The following is a 19,535-nucleotide window of genomic DNA, read 5'->3' as shown; positions in this document are numbered from 1 at the left end:
GACGGCCCCTGTGGCGTGGGAGTTTGCTCCGGCTGGGTTGCGAAGCAACCCCAAAACCATTCACCCCGATGCATCAGGCGTACCGCGTCGGTAGGTTTTACGACGGCTTCGCCGCCGAGCGGGAGCAAGCTCCCTCGCCACAGGGTTCAGCGGTGCTGCTAGACGGCTCCGGAACCGACTCGCCCTTTGCGCAATGCCTCGATGACCGCGTCTTTTGGTCCATCGGCGACGATCCGGCCGTTGTCCAGCACCACCAGCCGGTCCACCAGGCTCAACATCGAGGTGCGGTGGGTAACCAGCAGCATGGTCTTGCCCTGGATTCGGCTCTCCAGGTTCTGGCGCAAGCTGTCTTCACTGCTGTTGTCCATCGCGCTGGTGGGTTCGTCCAGCAGCAGGATCGGCGGGTCGAGCAGCAGGGCCCGGGCCATGAGCACGGCCTGGCGCTGGCCGCCGGACAGCAACTGGCCGCGCTCGCCCACCGGGCGGTCGAAGCCTTGCGGATGCTGGCGGGCCAGTTCGGTGACGCCGGTCAGTTCCGCCACTTCGAGCATGCGCGCGTCGCTGATGTAGCGGGCGCCGAGGGTGAGGTTGTCGCGCAGGCTGCCGGCCAGCAGTGGCAGGTCGTGGGCGACGTAGCCGATTTGTTGGCGCAGGTCGCCGACGTCCAGTTGCCGCAGGTCCAGGCCATCGAGCAGCAACTGGCCTTGCTCCGGCGTATAGAAGCCCATCACTAGCCGCGCCAGGGTGCTTTTGCCCGAGCCGCTGCGACCGATGATCCCGACTCGTTCGCCGGGCTTGAGGCTGAAGCTGATATTGCTCAGCGCCGGAGTGCTCTGGCCGTTGTAATGGAACGTCACGCCGCTGACGTCCAGCGCGCCCTGCAATTGGGTGCGCTCCAGCGGTCGTTGCTTGGCGTCGCGTTCCTGGGGCAGCGCCATCAAGGCGTCGGTGCTACGCATGGTGAGCTGGGCCTGCTGGTAGCGGGTGATCAACCCGGCGATCTGCCCCAGGGGCGCCAACACCCGGCTACCAAGCATGTAGGTCGCCACCAGCGCGCCGACACTGAGGTTGCCGGCAATGATGCTGTAGACCCCGGCGACGATGGTCGCCATGCCGGCCAGTTGTTGCAGGAACAGGGTGCCGTTGGTCGCCAGGGCCGAGAGGTTGCGTGCATGGCTGTCCAGACGGGTGAGGGCGCCGTGGGTACTTTCCCATTGATGCTGGCGCTCGCTTTCGGCGCTGCACGCCTTGAGGGTTTCCAGGCCGCCGAGGGTTTCGATCAACAAGGCCTGGCGTTGGGCACCGAGGGCGAGACTTTTTTGCACGGTGTCGCGCAGGCGTACCTGGATGATCATGGCGAAGACAATGGTGATCGGAAACGCGATCACCGGAATCACCACCAGCCAGCCGCCCAGCAAGCCAATCACCACCAGCATCAGCGCGGCGAAGGGCAGGTCGATCAGGCTGGTGAGCGTCACAGCGGTGAGAAACTCCCGCAGGCCCTGGAAATCATGGATGCTTTGTGCGAACCCGCCGATGGTCACCGGTTTGGCTTTCATGGCCATGCCGGTGATGCGTTCGAACAAAGTGGCGGAGAGGATCACATCGGTTTTCTTGCCGGCGGTGTCCAGCAGATGGGCGCGCACTACTCGCAGCACCAGTTCGAAACCGGTGCCGATCAGCAATCCGACGGCCAGCACCCAGAGGGTCGACGTGGCCTGGTTTGGCACCACGCGGTCATAGGTCTGCATGACGAACAGCGGCACCATCAGTCCGAGCAGGTTGATCAAAAAACTTGCCAGGACCGCGTCGCTGTACAGCCAACGCGACAGTTTCAAGGTGTCGCGAAACCACGCCTCGACTCGCGGCACCAAGGGCGAACGCAAGTCTTCCAATTCATGCCGCGGCCGGGCAAACAATGCTTGGCCGCTGTAATCCACGGTCAATTCCTCGCGGCTGACCCATTGCTCGCCGCCATCGGCTTCGCTGGGCAGGATCAGCGCCTTGCCGTCCTCGCCCCACCGCCGCAACACCGCGCAGCGCCCTCCGGCCAGCATCAGCAGCACCGGCAGGTTCAATGGTGAAATATCAGCCAGCTCGCGCCGCAGCACGCGTGCCTGCAAGCTGGCCCGGGCCGCTGCGCGTGGCAGCAGGTCCGGGCTCAGGCGTTGGTGCGCCATAGGGAGCCCGGCGCTGAGGCTGGCGCGACTGGCCGTCGCGCCATGGAGTTTGCAGAGGATCAACAGGCCGTCCAGCAAGGGATCATCGAAGTTCAGGCGCGGGTCGGCGCCGGGGGTTGCAGGTTCCATGCTGGTCATGTCGATCGCTCTCGTGGGGGCTACTTCAATTCAGGCAGCCGTGCTTCGCTCTTGACCTCGGTCTGGGCGACCGCGTCGGCTGGCAGCACCACCCGCTGTTTGTTCAAGAGCACGCCCATGTTCGCCAGCACCCGGTACATCGAGTATTCCTCGGTGTAGCGCACTTCGGTGTAGCGACGGTTGGCGTTGTACAGCTCGTTTTCACTGTCGAGCAGGTCGAGCAAGGTCCGCTGGCCGAGGCCGAACTGATCCTGGTACGCGGCGCGTACGCGGGCGGTGGTGTCGGCGTATTCCCGGGCGGTAGGTGTCTGTTTGCGCGCGTTGGTCATGGCGTTCCAGGCCAGGCGCGTGTCCTCGTTGAGTTGGCGCAGGGCATTGTTGCGGATGTCCATGGCCTGGTTGATCTGGTGGGCGTTGGACGCCAGCCGGGCCTTGTCGCTGCCGCCGCGGAACAGGTTGTAGTTCATCACCACGCCGACGCGCCAGCTGTTGTCGTGGCCTTCTTCACCGCCAATGTTGTTATTGGCGCCGACGGCCGCTTCAGCGTCGAAGCGCGGGTAGAAGGGCGACTTCGCCACTTCGTACTGGCTCTCTGCCGATTGAATGTCGGCCTGGGCGGATTTCAGGTACGGGTTGTTATCCAGCATGCTTTGCTGGGCTTCGCGCAGGTCGGCGGGGACTTCGCCTTTGGTCGAGGCCGGCATTTCCAGTTCATCGGGCATGCGTCCGACCACGCTGTAGAAGTTCGCCTCGGCGTCGGCCAGGTCCACTTCGGCGGTGTCGAAGTTGTTTTCCGCCAGCGCCCGGCGGGCATTGGACTGGTCGGAGTCGGCGGTGCTGCCGACCCCGCGTTGGGTGCGCAGGCCGATCTGGTCGTTGACCCGCAGGTGCGCCTGCATGTTGTTCTTGGCCAGAGTCACCAGTTCGCGGCGCTTGAGCACTTCCAGGTAAACCTCGATGGTGCGCAGCGCCAGGTCCTGGGCGGTGCCCTGGGCGTAATAGGCCCGGGAGTTGACCACGCCCTTGGTGCGTTCCACTTCATTGGCGGTGTTGAAGCCGTCAAAGATCATCTGCCGCAGGCGCAGCTCCGATTGGGTGTAGGTCAGGATATTGGTGTGGTGGTTGCCCAACGCCCGAGTGTTGGTGTTGTCGCTGTAGCCGCGGCCGTAGCCTGCGTTCAAATCCACCGACGGGTAAAAGCCCCCTTTGGCGACCTTGACGTCTTCGTTGGCCGACAGCCGACTGTCCACCCGTTGTGCCAGCTCCGGGTGAGTGGCGATGGTGCTCTGGATCGCTTCGGTCAAGGACATGGCCTGCGTCTGAGAAGAGCAGGCCATGGCCAGCAAAACCGCGCTGCAGAGGGGGGTTAGAACGCGCATGGGGTGCATCTCCTGAGGTCTGTAGTGCTTGGCTGTCGCCAAAATATTGACGTATTAAAGATCAAAACCGTTTCAACCTTGTAACAACACAGCTAAGAACATCCTGCGCAAAACCTAAGAAGAATTTCTCATAACGATTATTCCAAAAAAAACTTATGTGGTTGCCCGAATCCGGCACATTGTTCAGAGCGAAAGCCTTTGAATCTGCGGGTTCTGACGGCTTTCAGGCGTCAAGAAAGTTCCATGCAAATTTTTGAACGACGTGAAGAAATACCGAAAGGGCGAGAGGCGAGGCGATTTTAGATGACGGTTTTTTGTCGTTTTGGCGAATGGCCAGCACCTTGGATCCCCGTGAAAGCTGGCAGATTTTCCAGCTTTGCCGGCCGCCCATTCGAGGACGGATTCTTCACCCACACAGGTGCCGACTGCGGTCGGCAACGGAGGAAGGCACATGGCAGCGCTCATCGGTACCGTCAGCAAAGTGGTAGGGCAGGTCTTCGCAGAAACAGCAGGCGGCCAGCGGCGGCCTCTGGTTGAAGGCGATCGGCTCTATGCCGGTGAACATCTGGTCACCGGTGCCGAAGGGGCCGTGGCGGTGCATTTGCAGAACGGTCATGAGTTGACCCTGGGGCGTGAAAGCAACCTCACCCTGACCCCGCAGCTGCTCGCCAACCAGGCGCCCCACGTGGATACTCCGGAGGCGGCGACACCGAGTGACGCGCAACTGACCGATGTGCAGAAACTGCAACAAGCCATCGCCGCCGGCGCCGACCCGACCCAGACCGGTGAAGCCACCGCCGCAGGCCCGGGTGCCGGTAACGCGGCGGGCGGCCTGGGTGGCGGGCACAGTTTCGTGCTATTGGAAGAAGTGGGCGGGCGGGTCGAACCGCTGATCGGTTTTCCTACTGCCGGGTTCAACGGGATCCCCGAGTTTCCTCAACTGCGCCTGGCGGCTGAGCCGGACAATAACGGCAATAGCGACGGGACCGTGCCGCCGGTAACACCTCCAGACAACCCCGTGACCCTTGACGGGGTCGATACGCAAGGCGGCGAACTCACCACCGACGAGGCTAACCTGGCCGATGGCACCGCCGCCAATCCTGGCGCGTTGGTGCAAAGCGGTACCTTCACGGTTTCCGCTCCCGATGGGCTGAGCAGCCTGAGCATCGGCGGTATCAGTGTAATCACCAACGGCGTGCCAGCAGGCTTCCCTCAGACCATCACTTCGCCGCTGGGTAATACTCTGACCATCACCGGCTATGACCCCGCCACCGGGGTGGTCGGTTATACCTATACCCTCACCGACAACGAAACCCATCCTGCCGGCGGCGGTGCCAACAGCATTACCGAGCAGTTCCCGATTGTGGCGGTCGACACCGACGGTGACACCGCCACTGGCACCCTCGACGTCAATATCACCGACGACGTGCCGCAGGCGGTGGACGACAGTCATCCGAATACGGCGTCGGAAACCCTGCTCACCCTTACGGGCAACGTGTTGCCCAATGACCTACAAGGCGCCGACCGCATCCCCACCGGCCCCGACAGCGGGCCGATCATTGGCGGTACGTTCACCGGCACCTACGGCACCCTGGTGCTCAATCCCAACGGCACGTACACCTACACCCTGAACACCAGTGCCCCGCAATTCGTCGCGTTGCACGGCGGTGGCAGTGGCACCGAGACGTTTGCCTACACCCTGACCGATGCCGACGGCGACACCAGCACTGCGAACCTGGTGCTGCAAGTGCACAACAACGATGATCCGGTGGTGTTGGTTGGGCTTGATGCTGAAGGAGGGGAGTTGTCATTGCAGGAGAAAAACCTCAGTGACGGCAGCAGCCCGGATGCGTCGGCACTGACCCAAAGCGGTACCTTCACCATCACCGCGTTGGACGGTGTGCAGACGTTGAGCGTTGGTGGCATCAACGTCGTCACTGGTGGCGTGACAGCTGGATTCCCGCAATCCATCACCACCGCATTGGGCAACACCCTGACCATCACCGGCTTCAATGCGAGCACCGGCGTGGTGAGCTACAGCTACACCTTGCTGGACAACGAAACTCATCCGAACGCCAACGGCGCCAACAGCCTGAGCGAGCAATTCGCTGTCGTGGCGACTGACGATAACGGCACCACGGCCAACGGTACTCTGGACGTCAACATCGTCGACGACCTGCCAAAAGCCGTGGATGACAGCAACGCCGGCACTGCCTCGGAAACCAACCTGACCCTGACCGGCAGCGTGCTGACCAACGACACCCAAGGTGCCGATCATGTCGCGTCCGGCCCGATCACCCCCGGCACCTTCACCGGCACCTACGGCACGCTGGTGCTCAACGCCGACGGTTCCTACACCTACACCCTCAACACCGCCGACGCCGATTTCAAAGGGTTGCACGGCGGTGGCAACGGCAGTGAAACCTTTACCTACACCCTGACCGACGCCGATGGCGATAGCAGCACCGCGAACCTCGTATTGCAGATCCACAACAACGATGACCCGGTGATCATCAATGGCCTCGACACTGAAGGCGGTGAGCTGACGGTTCAGGAGAAAAACCTTAGCGACGGCAGCAGCCCTGATGCGTCGGCACTGACCCAAAGCGGTACCTTCACCATCACCGCGTTGGACGGTGTACAAGCCTTGAGCGTTGGCGGGATCAACGTGGTGACGGGTGGTGTGGCGGCGGGTTTCCCTCAGTCGATTACCACGGGGCTGGGCAACACCCTGACCATCACCGGCTTCAACGCGACTACCGGCGTAGTGAGCTACAGCTACACCCTGCTGGACAATGAAGCTCATCCAAACGGCAACGGCGCCAACAGCCTGAGCGAGCAATTTGCCGTCGTCGCCACCGATGACAATGGCACCACCGCCAACGGTACCTTGGACGTCAACATCGTCGACGACCTGCCCAAAGCGGTTGACGACAGCAACGCCAACACCGCGTCGGAAACCCATCTGACCCTGACCGGCAGCGTGCTGACCAACGACACCCAAGGCGCCGACCATGTCGCGTCCGGCCCGATCACCCCCGGCACCTTCACCGGCACCTACGGCACGCTGATCCTCAATGCCGATGGTTCCTACACGTACACCCTCAACACCGCGGACGCAGACTTCAAAGGGCTGCACGGCGGTGGCAGCGGCAGTGAAACTTTTACCTACACCCTGAGCGATGCGGACGGTGACACCAGCACTGCAAACCTGGTGCTGCAAATCCACAACAATGACGATCCCGTGATCATCACCGGCCTCGACACTGAAGGCGGTGAGCTGACGGTTCAGGAGAAAAACCTCAGCGACGGCAGCAGCCCGGACGCCTCGGCACTGACTCAAAACGGTACCTTCACCATCACCGCGTTGGACGGTGTACAAACCTTGAGTGTCGGCGGCATTAACGTTGTTGCGGGTGGCGTGGCCGCCGGTTTCCCTCAGTCGATCACCACCGCATTAGGCAATACGCTGACTATCACCGGCTTCAACGCCGTCACTGGCGTGGTGAGCTACAGCTACACGCTGCTGGACAACGAAGCTCATCCGAACGCCAACGGTGCCAACAGCCTGAGCGAGCAATTTGCCGTCGTAGCCACCGATGACAATGGCACCACCGCCAACGGTACCTTGGACGTCAACATCGTCGACGACCTGCCAAAAGCCGTGGATGACAGCCATTCGGGCACCGCCTCGGAAACCAACCTGACCCTGACCGGCAGCGTGCTGACCAACGACACCCAAGGCGCCGACCATGTCGCGTCCGGCCCTATCACCCCTGGCACCTTCACCGGCACCTACGGCACGCTGGTGCTCAACGCTGATGGTTCCTACACCTACACCCTCAACACCGCTGACGCCGATTTCAAAGGGTTGCACGGCGGTGGCAACGGCAGTGAAACCTTTACCTACACCCTGACCGATGCCGATGGCGATAGCAGCACCGCGAATCTGGTGCTGCAAGTGCACAACAACGACGACCCGGTGATCATCACCGGCCTCGACACCGAAGGCGGTGAACTGACGGTTCAGGAGAAAAACCTCAGCGACGGCAGCAGCCCTGATGCGTCGGCACTGACCCAGAGCGGTACCTTCACGGTCACCGCGTTGGACGGTGTACAAACCTTGAGTGTCGGCGGCATTAACGTTGTTGCGGGTGGCGTGGCCGCCGGTTTCCCTCAGTCGATCACCACCGCATTGGGCAACACCCTGACCATCACCGGCTTCAACGCCGTCACTGGCGTGGTGAGCTACAGCTACACCTTGCTGGACAACGAAGCCCATCCAAACGCCAACGGCGCCAACAGCCTGAGTGAACAATTTGCTGTCGTGGCGACTGACGACAACGGCACCACGGCCAACGGTACGTTGGACGTGAACATCGTCGACGACCTGCCTACCGCTCATGCCGATTCAGCCTCGGTGGATGAGGGCGGGACGGTCAGCGGCAACGTGTTGAACAACGACGAGGGTGGCGCCGACGGCCCGGCCGTGAGCGGTGCGGTGATCGGAGTTCGTGCCGGCAACGACACCTCGTCCCCGGCTATTGGCGGCCTCAACACCCAGATCAACGGCACCTACGGCTACCTGACCCTGGACGCCAACGGCAACGCCGTCTACCACAGCAATCCGAACACCGTCAGCGCACCGGGTGCCACCGACGTGTTCACCTACACTGTGCGCGACTCCGATGGCGACGAGAGCACCACGACCGTCACCATCGATGTCCATGAAAGCTGCCTGGTCGCCACTTCGGACCAGGAAATCAGCGTCTACGAAAAAGCCCTGGACCTGAACCAGGACGGCCAGGACCTGGCCCCCGGCACGGTCACCGGCAGCGACCCGAGCGCCACCAGCGAAACCGCCAACGGCAACCTTGCCAGCTCGGTGTCCGGTGCCATTGGCGCCGTGACGTTTGCCCTGGTGGGCAGCGCCACCGGTGCCTACGGTCAACTGCTGCTGCATGCGGACGGTTCCTACACCTACACGCTGACCTCGCCCACCACAACGACGCCCCACGCCAACGATGGCCCGAACGTCCTGAGCGAAAGCTTCACCTACCAGGCCACAGACTCCCTGGGCAATACCGTCACCAGCACCATTGTCATCAACATCGTCGACGACGTACCCAACGCCCATGCCGATTTCGCCTCGGTGGTGGAGGGCGGCACGGTCAATGGCAACGTGTTGGCCAATGACGTGCTCGGCGCCGACGGCGGTGAGGTCATCGGCATCCGTGCCGGCAATGACACGTCGTCCCCGGCCACTGGCGGCCTCAACACCCAGATCAACGGCACCTACGGCTACCTGACCCTGGACGCCAGCGGCAACGCCGTCTACCACAGCAACCCGGACAGCGTCGGCGCACCGGGCGCCACCGACGTGTTCACCTACACCGTGCGCGATGCCGATGGCGACGAGAGCACCACCACCATCACCATCGATGTGCACAACAGTTGCCTTGTCGCGCGCACCGACCAGGACATCACGGTCTACGAGAAAGCCCTCGACCTGAATCAGGACGGCCAGGACCTGGCGCCTGGCACGGTCACCGGCAGTGACCCGGGCGCCATCGGCGAAACCGCGACCGGCAGCCTGGTCGGTTCGGTGACCGGTGCCACGGGCGCCGTGACCTTCACCTTGGTGGGCAACGCCGCGGGTGCCTACGGTCAACTGCTGCTCCATCCCGATGGCTCCTACACTTACACCCTGACTTCGCCCGCCACGACCACGCCCGGCGCCAATGATGGTCCGAACGTGCTGAACGAAAGCTTCGCCTACAAGGCCACGGACTCACTGGGCAACAGCGTCACCGGCAGCCTGGTGGTGAGCATCGTCGACGACGTGCCCAAGGCGGTCGCGTCCGAGCGTTCGGTCACGGCGGTGGAGATCGATTCGAACCTGCTGATCGTGCTCGATGTGTCCGGCAGCATGAAAGACGCTTCCGGCGTGCCAGGACTCTCGCGTATGGATCTGGCCAAGCAGGCGATCAGCGCCTTGCTCGACAAATACGACGACTTGGGCGACGTCAAGGTCCAGCTTGTGACCTTCAGCGGCAGTGCCACCGACCAGAGTGCCGTGTGGGTGGACGTGGCAACGGCCAAGACGCTGATCGCCGCGTTGAATGCGCACGGGGACACCAATTACGATGCGGCCGTGGCGATGGCCAAGACTGCGTTTGCAACCCCCGGACAACTGACCGGCGCACAGAACATTGGTTATTTTTTCTCCGATGGCAAGCCGACCTTGGGCGACATCGGCTCGGCGGACGAGGCCGCGTGGAAAGCCTTTCTCGATGCCAACAGCATCAAGAATTACGCTGTCGGCCTGGGCAGCGGCGCCAGAAACATCAATCTCGACCCGCTGGCTTATGACGGCAGCACGCACACCGACGCCAACGCGGTGGTGGTCACCGACCTGAGCCAGCTCAACTCGGTGCTCTCCGGCACCGTGCAAGGCGCCCCGGTCACTGGCAACCTGTTGGGCGAGGGCGGTTCGTTCGGCGCCGACGGCGGGTTTGTGAAGAGCCTGGTGGTCGATGGCACCACCTACAGCTTCAATCCGGCGGCCAATGGTGGCCAAGGTGGGCTGACCGTCAGTGGCGGGGCCAATCACGGGACCTTCAATACCGCCAGCAACACCTTGAGCATCGCCACCGCCCATGACGGCACGCTGGTGGTCAACCTCGACACCGGCGAGTTCAGCTACACCTCCCAGACCGCCACCAGTACGCTGATTACCGAGACCATCGGCTACACCGTCAGCGACAACGACGGCGACCTGGCAAGTTCGAACCTGGTAATCAAGGTTGTCCCCAACAGCCCGCCGGTGGCCGTCGATGACCACATCATCACCAACGTGCTGTCGGGCAATATCGTGGTTCCCGGTGAGCTGCTGCTGGGCAACGACAGCGACGCCAACGGCGATCCGCTCACGGCTTCGCCCACCAGTTTCAATACCGGCTGGGTCGCCAGAGGCGCGGATTTCACTGGCACCACCGGCACGGCCAGCTTCACTGGCAACAACGTGCAGTCGATCAACCTCAACCGCAGTGCCTTTGTCGCCAACACCGCGACCATGACGGCGGTGCTGGTGGTCAGCGGCGCGCTGGGGGCGGTGTCCAATAACAACACCAACGATGAGGACCGCCTCAACATCAGCCTCAAGCAAGGCGAAACCCTGACCCTGGATCACAACCTGGCGGCCGGCCATATCACCCTGGAATATTCCCTCAATGGCGGGCCGTTCATCGCCATCGCCGACGGCGCCTCGTTTACCGCGGCGGCGGATGGCAACTACCAGATCCTCGTCACCAACATCGCCAATCCCGGCGGCGGCAACTCGAACGCTGCGGAAAACTATCAACTGACCATGACCGTCAACTACGCCGGCGCCCATGACATCACGCCCGACTACCACGGCACCTACACCGCCAGTGACAACCACGGCGGCAGCGACAGCGCGGCGGTGGGCATCAGCTATCAGGCCGGGCACACCCTGACGGGCACCAGCGGCGACGACGTGCTGGTGGCCGGTACCGGCGACAATGTGCTCAACGCAGGTGATGGCAACGACATTCTCACCGCAGGGGCGGGCAACAACACGCTGCATGGCGGGGCAGGCAATGACTTGCTCTACAGCGGTTCAGGCAACGACCTGCTCGACGGCGGCACGGGCACCGACACCGCCAGCTACGCCCATGCCACGGCGGCCGTCACGGTGAACCTGGGCCTGCTGGCGGCGCAAAACACCCTGGGGGCGGGCATCGACACCTTGGGTGGGATCGAAAACCTCGTCGGCTCGAACTTCAACGACACCCTCACCGGCGACGGCGGCAACAACCGCATCGACGGCGGGCTGGGTCATGATGTGCTCAATGGCGGCGGCGGCGATGACCTGCTGATCGGTGGGCTGGGCAACAACACCCTGACCGGCGGCAGCGGCGCCGATACCTTCCAATGGCAGGCGGGCAACAGCGGCCACGACGTGGTCACCGACTTTACCCCAGGCGTCGACAAACTCGATTTGTCCCAGCTGCTACAGGGGGAAAACGGCAGTGCGGCGTCACTGGACGACTACCTGCACTTCACCGTCACCGGCAGCGGCCCATCCGTGATCACCAGCATCGACGTCAGCGCCACCGCCGGTGCCACGCCGAACCAGACCATCGACCTGGCCGGCGTCAACCTCGCCAGCCACTACGGCGTCACGCCGGGCGCAGGCGGCATGATTGCCGGTGCGGATACGGCAACTATCATCAATGGGATGTTGAATGATCATTCGTTGAAGGTGGATACGGTGTGAGGTGAGTTCAGCGGCTGCCTGGCTCCCACAAGTCATGTGCAGGGCTGGCTTAAGGTTTACGAAGGGTCTTCTGCTTGAGGATGTAGACCGTCACCAGCACCGCACTGGTGAGCATGAACCCCCGCGCCCACGGCAGGGGCACCAGGTAGCAGGAGAACAGGATGCTCGCCCACATCAGGCCGATGGCGTAGACCTTGCCCTTGAGGGGGATGCCATTGCCGCTGAGGTAGTCCTTGATCCATGGGCCGAGGCGGGGATGCTCCACCAGCCATTGGTAGAAACGCGGCGAGCTACGTGCGAAGCAGGCAGCCGCCAGGAGCAGGAAAGGGGTGGTGGGAAGTACGGGAACGAAGATGCCGATGACCCCCAGCACCACGCTCAACCAGCCGACGGCCAGTAGAGCGTAACGCAGGATCAGCGGGCGATTGCCAATGGGCGCGGACACCCAGCCACTCAGTGGTGACGAGGCTTGAGGATCGCCGGTTTCTCGTCCGGGGCGTTGCACAACAGGTACAGGGCGGTGAGGGCTTCCGGGATCTGCACGATCATGTCGTCCATCAGGTTGGCGTCGGCGGCGATGTCGGAAAACTCCGGTTGCTCGTCGAACAGGCCGGACCCGACCATGATCGGCAGCAGCATTTCGCTGACTTCCTCTTCGGCGGTTTCGAACCAGGCCGCTTCGCGCAGGAACACGCCTTCCATGAACCCGATGCACCAGCCACGCAGTTCCGAATCGTCCGGGTCATCGCCCAGGTCCAGCTCGCAGGGCAATTCGAACTCTTCGTCGGAAGCCAGTTGACGGGCGATGTGCGCCTTGAGGCCCACCAGCGTGGCCTCGATTTCGGTGCGCTGGGCTTCGTCGCTGTAATGTGGCTCTTCGGCGAACAGCGCGTCGATCCATTCACGGTCCGGCACAGGCTCGGAGCAGATCGACAGGGCGGTCAGATAGCCATGAGCGGCCACGTAATCCAGCGCTTCCTCGTGCAGCTCATCGGCGTCGAGGAAGACTTGCAGGCGGGTCAGTTGCTCAGCGAAGGACATTACAGGCTACCTTGGGGAATAAACAATGCGGGAATTCTAGGCCTTCTTGAGCCCGCAGGCCAGCCGCGTGGCGTATTTGCCTTTTCCATACGGCTGAGTTGCCCCAATGCCCTGGCCTGCATCCCCCGTGGCTTCAATGCCTCTTGTCAGCGGCGCCCTCTGCAACGAAGGCCTCGGGTATACTGCCGCGTTTTGTGATGCCCTGCGGCGTCTTGCCGGTTCGAAACGCGCCCTTACGATTTGCCGGTGCAGCGTTTGCAATTCTGGACCAGCCTTGCAGGGATGTTTCGGTGATTTTTGGAGTTTCTATGCTCGAACAGGCTCAGCGCGTCCTCAAGGACATCTTCGGCTACGACAGTTTTCGTGGCCGTCAGGGTGCCATTATTGAGCGCGTGGCCAGCGGTGGCGATGCGTTGGTGCTCATGCCCACCGGCGGCGGCAAGTCCCTGTGCTTTCAGGTGCCGGCGTTGTTGCGCAATGGCCTGGCGGTGGTGGTTTCGCCGCTGATCGCACTGATGGACGACCAGGTCGCGACCCTCGAAGAGCTGGGCGTCGCGGCCGCTTCGCTGAACTCCACCCTCAGTGCCGACCAGCAGCGAGACCTGGCGGCGCGTATCAAGCGTGGCGAAGTGAAGATGTTGTACCTGGCACCGGAGCGCCTGGTGCAGCCGCGCATGCTGGCGTTCCTGCAGAGCTTGGAAATTGCCCTGTTCGCCATCGACGAAGCCCACTGTGTGTCCCAATGGGGCCACGATTTCCGCCGCGAATACCTGCAACTGGGGCAATTGGCGGAGCTGTTCCCCGACGTGCCGCGCATTGCCTTGACCGCCACCGCCGACAAACGGACCCGCGAAGAAATCGTCTCGCGCCTGCACTTGCAGAATGCCGAGCGGTTCCTGTCGAGCTTCGACCGTCCCAACATTTTCTACCGCATCGTGCCCAAGGAGCAGCCGCGCAAGCAATTGCTGGCGTTCCTGGCAGAGCGTCGCAGCGATGCCGGCATTGTCTATTGCCTGTCGCGCAAAAAGGTCGATGAAGTGGCGGCGTTCCTGTGTGAGCAGGGGTTCCCGGCGCTGCCTTACCACGCCGGCCTGCCCAATGACCTGCGGGCCTACCACCAGAAACGCTTTCTCAACGAGGAAGGGCTGATCATGGTCGCCACCGTGGCCTTCGGCATGGGCATCGACAAACCCAACGTACGCTTTGTCGCGCACCTGGACCTGCCCAAATCCCTCGAGGCGTACTACCAGGAAACCGGGCGTGCCGGTCGCGATGGCTTGCCGGCTGACGCCTGGATGGCCTACGGCCTGCAAGACGTGGTGATGCTCAAGCAGATGCTGCAAAGCTCCGAGGGCGACGAGCGCCACAAGCGCCTGGAGCAGCACAAGCTCGACGCCATGCTCTCGCTCTGCGAAGAAACCCGCTGCCGGCGCCAGACCCTGCTGGCCTATTTCGATGAAGACATGCCCCAGCCGTGCGGGCATTGCGATAATTGTGTCGACGGCGTGGAAACCTGGGACGCCACCGAGCCGGCCCGCCAGGCGTTGTCGGCCATTTTCCGCACCGGCCAGCGCTACGGCGTCGGACATCTGGTGGACGTGTTGCTGGGCAAAGACAACGAAAAGGTCCGCAGCTTCGGCCACCAGCACCTATCGGTGTATGGCGTGGGCAAGGCCCGCAGCGAGGGTGAGTGGCGGTCGTTGTTCCGCCAGCTCGTGGCACGCGGCCTGGCGGACATCGACCTGGAAGGCTACGGCGGCCTGCGCCTGACCGAGAGCTGCCGGCCGTTGCTCAAAGGCGAAGTCACCCTGCAACTGCGTCGTGACCTCAAGCCGGCGACGGCGGTCAAGAGCAGCAAGAGCCAGGCCAGCCAACTGGTGCGGGGCGAAGAACGCGATCAATGGGAAGCCTTGCGCGCCTTGCGGCGCAAGCTCGCCGAGGAACATGGCGTGCCACCCTACGTCATCTTCCCGGATTCGACCCTGCTGGAAATGCTCCTCAGCCAACCGACGTCCCTGGCGGAAATGGCCCGGGTCAGTGGCGTGGGCGCGCGCAAACTGGAGCGCTATGGCGAGGCCTTCCTCCAGGTGCTGGGTGGCGAGGCCGAGGCCCCGAAAGCAGTGGCCGACGTCCGCCACGAACTCATCACGCTGGCGCGTGCCGGCATGACGCCGTTGCAGATCGCCGGGCAACTGCAATGCTCTGAAAAGAACGTCTACGCCATGCTTGCCGAGGCCATCGGTGAGCAGCAGTTGTCCCTGGAGCAGGCATTGGACCTGCCCGAAGAGCTGATGGGCGAGGTGCAGGACGCGTTCCTGGATGGCGAAGGCGAATTGCCGCCCGTGTCGGAGGTAGCCGAGCTGTTCGCGGGACGAGTGCCGGAGGGCGTGCTGTATTGCGTCAGGGCTGCGTTGCAGTCGGAATTCGAAGTCTGATCAGTGAGTTAAGCGCCTTTAACGATTCACCAAAGCGCAAACCTTGCTTGATTACGAAGCTCATGCTTAGCTGACTAATAATTAGTATTTTCCTATTTCAGATCCGATGAGTTTTTTATGCCGTTAACCGATCAACACCGATTTGGCATGCAACTGGCGCAGATGTCTCGTGGCTGGCGAGCCGAGCTGGACCGTCGCCTGGCCGGGCTGGGCCTGTCCCAGGCGCGCTGGTTGGTGCTGCTGCACCTGGCCCGTTTTGAACAGGCGCCGACCCAGCGCGAGCTGGCCCAGAGCGTCGCAGTCGAGGGCCCGACCCTGGCCCGGCTCCTCGACAGCCTGGAAACCCAGGGGTTGGTGCAGCGCCAGGCCGTGGCAGAAGATCGTCGGGCGAAGAAAATCGTGCTCTGCGCGCCGGCCCGGCCCCTGATCGAGCAAATCGAAACCATTGCCACGCAGTTGCGCCGGGAAGTGTTCGAAGGTGTCGACGAGGCGGACATCAGCCTGTGTATGCGTGTCCATGAAACGATCCTGGCCAATCTGGAAAAATCCTGAGGCATATCCCAGGCATTCAACTTTTGAGATTCGGCGATTAGCGAACTATAACCAGTACTAAGCGTTCGTATTGGAAGCGTTTACGCTCAGTCCGGTAATCGAAAGGGATGCCCATGCTTGGAAGTCTGCAGTTCACGTTGCGCCGTCGGGTCAACGTGTTGGTCGTCGTGGGTGCTCTGGGGTATTCGGCTTTGGCGTCTGCGCTGGGGCTGGGGGAAATCACACTCCATTCGGCCCTGAACCAGCCATTGCGCGCCGATATTGCCCTGGTGGATGTGGCCGGTCTCAGCGAGGGCGACCTGTCGGCCAGCCTGGCGAGCCCGGACGATTTCAACCGGGCTGGCGTGGAGCGGGTGTTCTTCCTGAGCAACCTGCGCTTCACACCGGTACTGCGTGGCGAACGCAGTTTCATTCGAGTGACGTCCAGCAAACCGGTGGAGGAACCGTTTCTCAACTTCCTGGTACAGGTCAACCAACCCAACGGGCGCCTGCTGCGCGAATTCACCGTGCTCATTGATCCACCCGGCACACCGGGTATCGTCCCGGCCCGGGACGAGCCTGTGGGCAATTCGCAGTCATCGGGTGCCGACCAGGCACCCGCCATCAAGCCGCCCCCTGCAACCCAAGGCAAGCGCTACACCGTCGTCCAGGGCGACAACCCCTGGGTCATCGCCAAACGCCTGCACGACGCTGGCAGCAACGCTTCGGTCAATGAGCTGATGCAGGGGATCCAGGCGCTGAATCCCGGCAGCGACCGGCTCTCCATCGGCCAGCGCCTGTTGTTGCCTGATTCGGCAGTGCTGCCAACGTCTGACGGGGCCGCGGTGGCCCAGGCCCCGGCCGCGTCCGACGAGCAAGTGGCCGCCAGCGTGCTGCAGAGCCAGCAGCAACAGTCCACCATTGACCAGTTGCAGGCCAGGCTCCAGGCCCAGGACGAAGAAATCGCCGCCCAGCGCAAACAGATCAGTGAATTGCAGGCCCGATTGGCCGAGGTGCCGCCAGCCCCTGTCGCGTCGCAGCCACCCCAGCCAGTCGAACCTTCGCCAACGCCTGCGCCGGCGGCAGTAGAACCCGCTGCCGAGCCGCAAGAAGGTATCAATTGGCTGTGGGTAGGAGGGCTGGTGGGCCTGCTGGCGTTGCTCGCGCTGCTACTGTTCGTTCGTCGCAGGCAACAGCAGGAAGAGGCCGACGTGGCGCCAATGCCCGAGCGTCCCGAGCCGGTGCTGGAGGATGGCGTCGATGCCTATGCGCCGCCTCCCGACAAAGAACTGCCGGAGACTGCCGCATCATTTCATAACGGTGATGCGCCGCTGGGCGACGTGCTGGAAGGCGTCGGGATTTACCTGACCTACGGGCGTTTTACCGAAGCGGCAGGGTTGTTGCGCGCGGCGTTGTTGGCAGAACCCGAACGCACCGACCTGGGCCTGAAGTTGCTTGAGGTTTTGGGCAAGCAAGGCGATGTCATCGGTTTCCAGGCTCAGGAGCATCACTTGCTGGCGCAGGGTATTGACGCCGGGACGCTGGAAGCTATTCGCGAGCGCTATCCCAAGGTCGCGGCGACCACCGTTGCGGTAGCGCCGCCGGCGGAGGACCAGGCACCGCTTCCCGAGCCTGAACCTTTTACTGCAGCGGCATTGGCGCCTGCACCGGCGCCCGTGCAGCCCAGTGACGAATTCGAGCTGAACCTGGATGCGCTGTCCATGGAAAGTAGTTGGGACCTGGCTGACGCCCAGTCAGCCCCTGCCGGAAAACCCACTGCCTCAGTACCTGCGCCTGTGGACGTGACCAATGGCCTGTCGCTTTCAGGCTTCGATGAGCCCGAGTTGCAATGGGAAGCGCCGCTGGAAACCGAGTCGCTGGATGACGCCTTCCTCGATAGTTTTGCCGATGAAGAACAGTCGCTGGAGCTGGAGTCACTGCCGTTTGAATCCGAGCCCCGCGAATCCCTGTCCCTCGAGCCCCGGGCATCGGAACATTCGGCCAAACTGGAGCAGGCACAGAACTGCATCGATGACGGCGACCTGAAGACTGCCGTGACGTTGCTTGAAGAGCTGCTCCACGAGGGCGATGAACCGCTCAAGCAGACTGCCCGGGTATTGCTGGCCGGGATTCGCTGAGTTCCTGGGATCTATGCCGTGACTACTGGCCTCTTCGTCGGATCGCCGCCCGGAGCAAGCCCGCTCCCACAGGGGATTTTGCGGTGGTTATGGGTATCATGGCGGGGTCTTAGAACCCAGGAGTTTCCCGCAATGACCGCGCCCAAGCCGGAAGTCGTCATCACCTACTGCACCCAGTGCCAACGGCTGTTGCGCGCCGCCTGGCTGGCCCAGGAGCTGCTCAGCACTTTTGGCGACGACCTGGGCAAGGTGTCCTTGGTGCCGGGGACCGGCGGGGTGTTCCAGATCAGCTGCGACGGCCAGCAGATCTGGGAGCGTAAGGTCGATGGTGGTTTTCCTGAAGCCAAGGTGCTCAAGCAGCGGGTCCGCGACCAGATCGACCCGGAGCGCGACCTGGGGCATAACGACCGTATTCAGTGAGACGCGGCTTCGGCGCCTACGTCCGGTTTCTTCGCGCCGCCCAGCTGGCTCGATACCACGATGGCGACGATGATCAGCACGCCCCCCAGCAGCATGCGCAGTGTCGGGTTCTCGTCGAACAGCATCCACGCCATGGCGATGCCGTAGACCGGTTCCATGGCAAAGACCACGGCCGCCGTACGGGCCTTGATCACCGCCAGGCTGGCGACGAACAGGCTGTGGGCCAGGCCGGTGCAGAAAATCCCCAGCAGTGCGATCCACAGCCAGTCGATGGGCCGTACATCACCCAATTGCGGCGCGGCCATCGGCAGCAGGCACAATCCGACCACCACGTTCTGACACAGCGCCGCCTGCACCGGCGGCACATGGGCGGAACCGGCGCGGTTGGTCAATGACAGCAGCGAGAACAGCAAGCCCGAAGCCACCGCCCACAGCAGACCGGTGGTCGCGCCGCTGGCCAGGTCGAAGTCCGGCGTGACCAACACCAGGCCGATGCTCACCAACACCACCAGCAGGATTTCATTGGCGCGAATCCGCTCGCGGAAAATCAGCCCTTCGAGCAGCACCGTGAAAGCCGGGAAACTGGCGAACCCCAGCGTGGCGATCGCCACCCCGGCGACCTTGACCGCAATGAAGAAACTCACCCAGTGCCCGGCCAGCAGCAACCCGCCCAGCAGCAAGCGCCGACCATCGGCTGGCCGGAGTTTTTGCCACCGGATGTGGCTGGCAAACCGGGCGAATATCGCGAGGGCCAGCACGGCGAACACGGCGCGACCGAACACGATGACTGCGGGTGAAGCGGCGGCGAGTTTGCCGAATACACCGGTCAGGCCGAACATGAGAGCGCCAATGTGCAGGGCGCCGAGGGCAGTGCGGGGAGTCATTGCAGTCCTTTTCACAGGTAAGCCAAAACCGCTGGATAAATGCTGAAGATCAACTGCGCAGTCCCCTGTGGGAGCGGGGCGGGGCGG

At 62.9% G+C, this 19,535-nt stretch carries 10 protein-coding genes; 5 read left to right on the top strand and 5 right to left on the bottom strand.

What is annotated here, in order from left to right:
• Positions 1-158: 158 nt before the first annotated feature.
• Both RGM2987_RS03575 and RGM2987_RS03570 read right to left on the bottom strand, forming a co-directional pair.
• Positions 159-2,318 carry a type I secretion system permease/ATPase gene (locus tag RGM2987_RS03575; RefSeq protein ID WP_245138742.1) on the bottom strand — a complete coding sequence of 720 codons (2,160 nt, stop codon included), beginning with the start codon at positions 2,316-2,318 and terminating at the stop codon, positions 159-161.
• Between the two features lie 20 nt (positions 2,319-2,338).
• On the bottom strand, positions 2,339-3,697 hold the full coding sequence (locus tag RGM2987_RS03570) for a TolC family outer membrane protein (protein WP_245138741.1): 1,359 nt from the start codon (positions 3,695-3,697) through the stop codon (positions 2,339-2,341).
• A gap of 451 nt (positions 3,698-4,148) precedes the next feature.
• Here RGM2987_RS03570 and RGM2987_RS03565 point away from each other — a divergent pair, with 451 nt between their 5' ends.
• Complete coding sequence (locus RGM2987_RS03565; protein WP_245138740.1) at positions 4,149-11,999, top strand: retention module-containing protein; 7,851 nt, start codon at positions 4,149-4,151, stop codon at positions 11,997-11,999.
• A gap of 49 nt (positions 12,000-12,048) precedes the next feature.
• Here the strand turns inward: RGM2987_RS03565 and RGM2987_RS03560 are convergent, their stop codons facing one another.
• Positions 12,049-12,444 (bottom strand): YbaN family protein, encoded by a 396-nt coding sequence (locus RGM2987_RS03560; RefSeq protein ID WP_245138739.1) that lies wholly within the window; start codon positions 12,442-12,444, stop codon positions 12,049-12,051.
• 8 nt (positions 12,445-12,452) lie between these two features.
• Entirely contained in the window at positions 12,453-13,040 is a 588-nt protein-coding gene (locus RGM2987_RS03555; protein WP_245138738.1) for a YecA family protein, read from the bottom strand.
• A gap of 308 nt (positions 13,041-13,348) precedes the next feature.
• Here RGM2987_RS03555 and recQ point away from each other — a divergent pair, with 308 nt between their 5' ends.
• From recQ to RGM2987_RS03535, 4 genes are all read left to right on the top strand, one after another.
• Positions 13,349-15,475, top strand: coding sequence for a DNA helicase RecQ (gene recQ / locus RGM2987_RS03550; RefSeq protein WP_245138737.1), 2,127 nt, complete (start codon positions 13,349-13,351; stop codon positions 15,473-15,475).
• A 117-nt stretch (positions 15,476-15,592) separates the two neighbouring features.
• Positions 15,593-16,027: a MarR family transcriptional regulator gene (locus RGM2987_RS03545; RefSeq protein WP_245138736.1), complete on the top strand. Its 435-nt coding sequence runs from the start codon at positions 15,593-15,595 to the stop codon at positions 16,025-16,027.
• Positions 16,028-16,140: 113 nt separating this feature from the next.
• Complete coding sequence (locus tag RGM2987_RS03540; RefSeq protein ID WP_245138735.1) at positions 16,141-18,144, top strand: FimV/HubP family polar landmark protein; 2,004 nt, start codon at positions 16,141-16,143, stop codon at positions 18,142-18,144.
• 132 nt (positions 18,145-18,276) lie between these two features.
• Complete coding sequence (locus RGM2987_RS03535; RefSeq protein WP_245138734.1) at positions 18,277-18,564, top strand: SelT/SelW/SelH family protein; 288 nt, start codon at positions 18,277-18,279, stop codon at positions 18,562-18,564.
• Here RGM2987_RS03535 and RGM2987_RS03530 read toward each other — a convergent pair.
• Positions 18,558-19,448, bottom strand: coding sequence for a DMT family transporter (locus RGM2987_RS03530; protein WP_245138733.1), 891 nt, complete (start codon positions 19,446-19,448; stop codon positions 18,558-18,560). The two genes, RGM2987_RS03535 and RGM2987_RS03530, sit on opposite strands and share 7 nt — an antisense overlap.
• Between the last annotated feature and the right edge of the window lie 87 nt (positions 19,449-19,535).

This window comes from Pseudomonas sp. RGM2987 (genome assembly GCF_022952855.1).
In the GTDB taxonomy this organism is placed as follows: Bacteria; Pseudomonadota; Gammaproteobacteria; order Pseudomonadales; family Pseudomonadaceae; genus Aquipseudomonas.
The sequence above is the reverse complement of the archived record's forward strand: the minus strand, read 5'-3'. Positions and strand labels throughout refer to the sequence as shown.

Bases quoted from the DNA above. Each gene is read 5' to 3' on its own strand.
- RGM2987_RS03555 (WP_245138738.1), bottom strand. From the start codon at position 13,040: ATGTCCTTCGCTGAGCAACTGACCCGCCTGCAAGTCTTCCTCGACGCC.
- RGM2987_RS03545 (WP_245138736.1), top strand. From the start codon at position 15,593: ATGCCGTTAACCGATCAACACCGATTTGGCATGCAACTGGCGCAGATG.
- RGM2987_RS03570 (WP_245138741.1), bottom strand. From the start codon at position 3,697: ATGCGCGTTCTAACCCCCCTCTGCAGCGCGGTTTTGCTGGCCATGGCC.
- RGM2987_RS03540 (WP_245138735.1), top strand. From the start codon at position 16,141: ATGCTTGGAAGTCTGCAGTTCACGTTGCGCCGTCGGGTCAACGTGTTG.
- recQ (WP_245138737.1), top strand. From the start codon at position 13,349: ATGCTCGAACAGGCTCAGCGCGTCCTCAAGGACATCTTCGGCTACGAC.
- RGM2987_RS03530 (WP_245138733.1), bottom strand. From the start codon at position 19,448: ATGACTCCCCGCACTGCCCTCGGCGCCCTGCACATTGGCGCTCTCATG.
- RGM2987_RS03535 (WP_245138734.1), top strand. From the start codon at position 18,277: ATGACCGCGCCCAAGCCGGAAGTCGTCATCACCTACTGCACCCAGTGC.
- RGM2987_RS03565 (WP_245138740.1), top strand. From the start codon at position 4,149: ATGGCAGCGCTCATCGGTACCGTCAGCAAAGTGGTAGGGCAGGTCTTC.
- RGM2987_RS03575 (WP_245138742.1), bottom strand. From the start codon at position 2,318: ATGACCAGCATGGAACCTGCAACCCCCGGCGCCGACCCGCGCCTGAAC.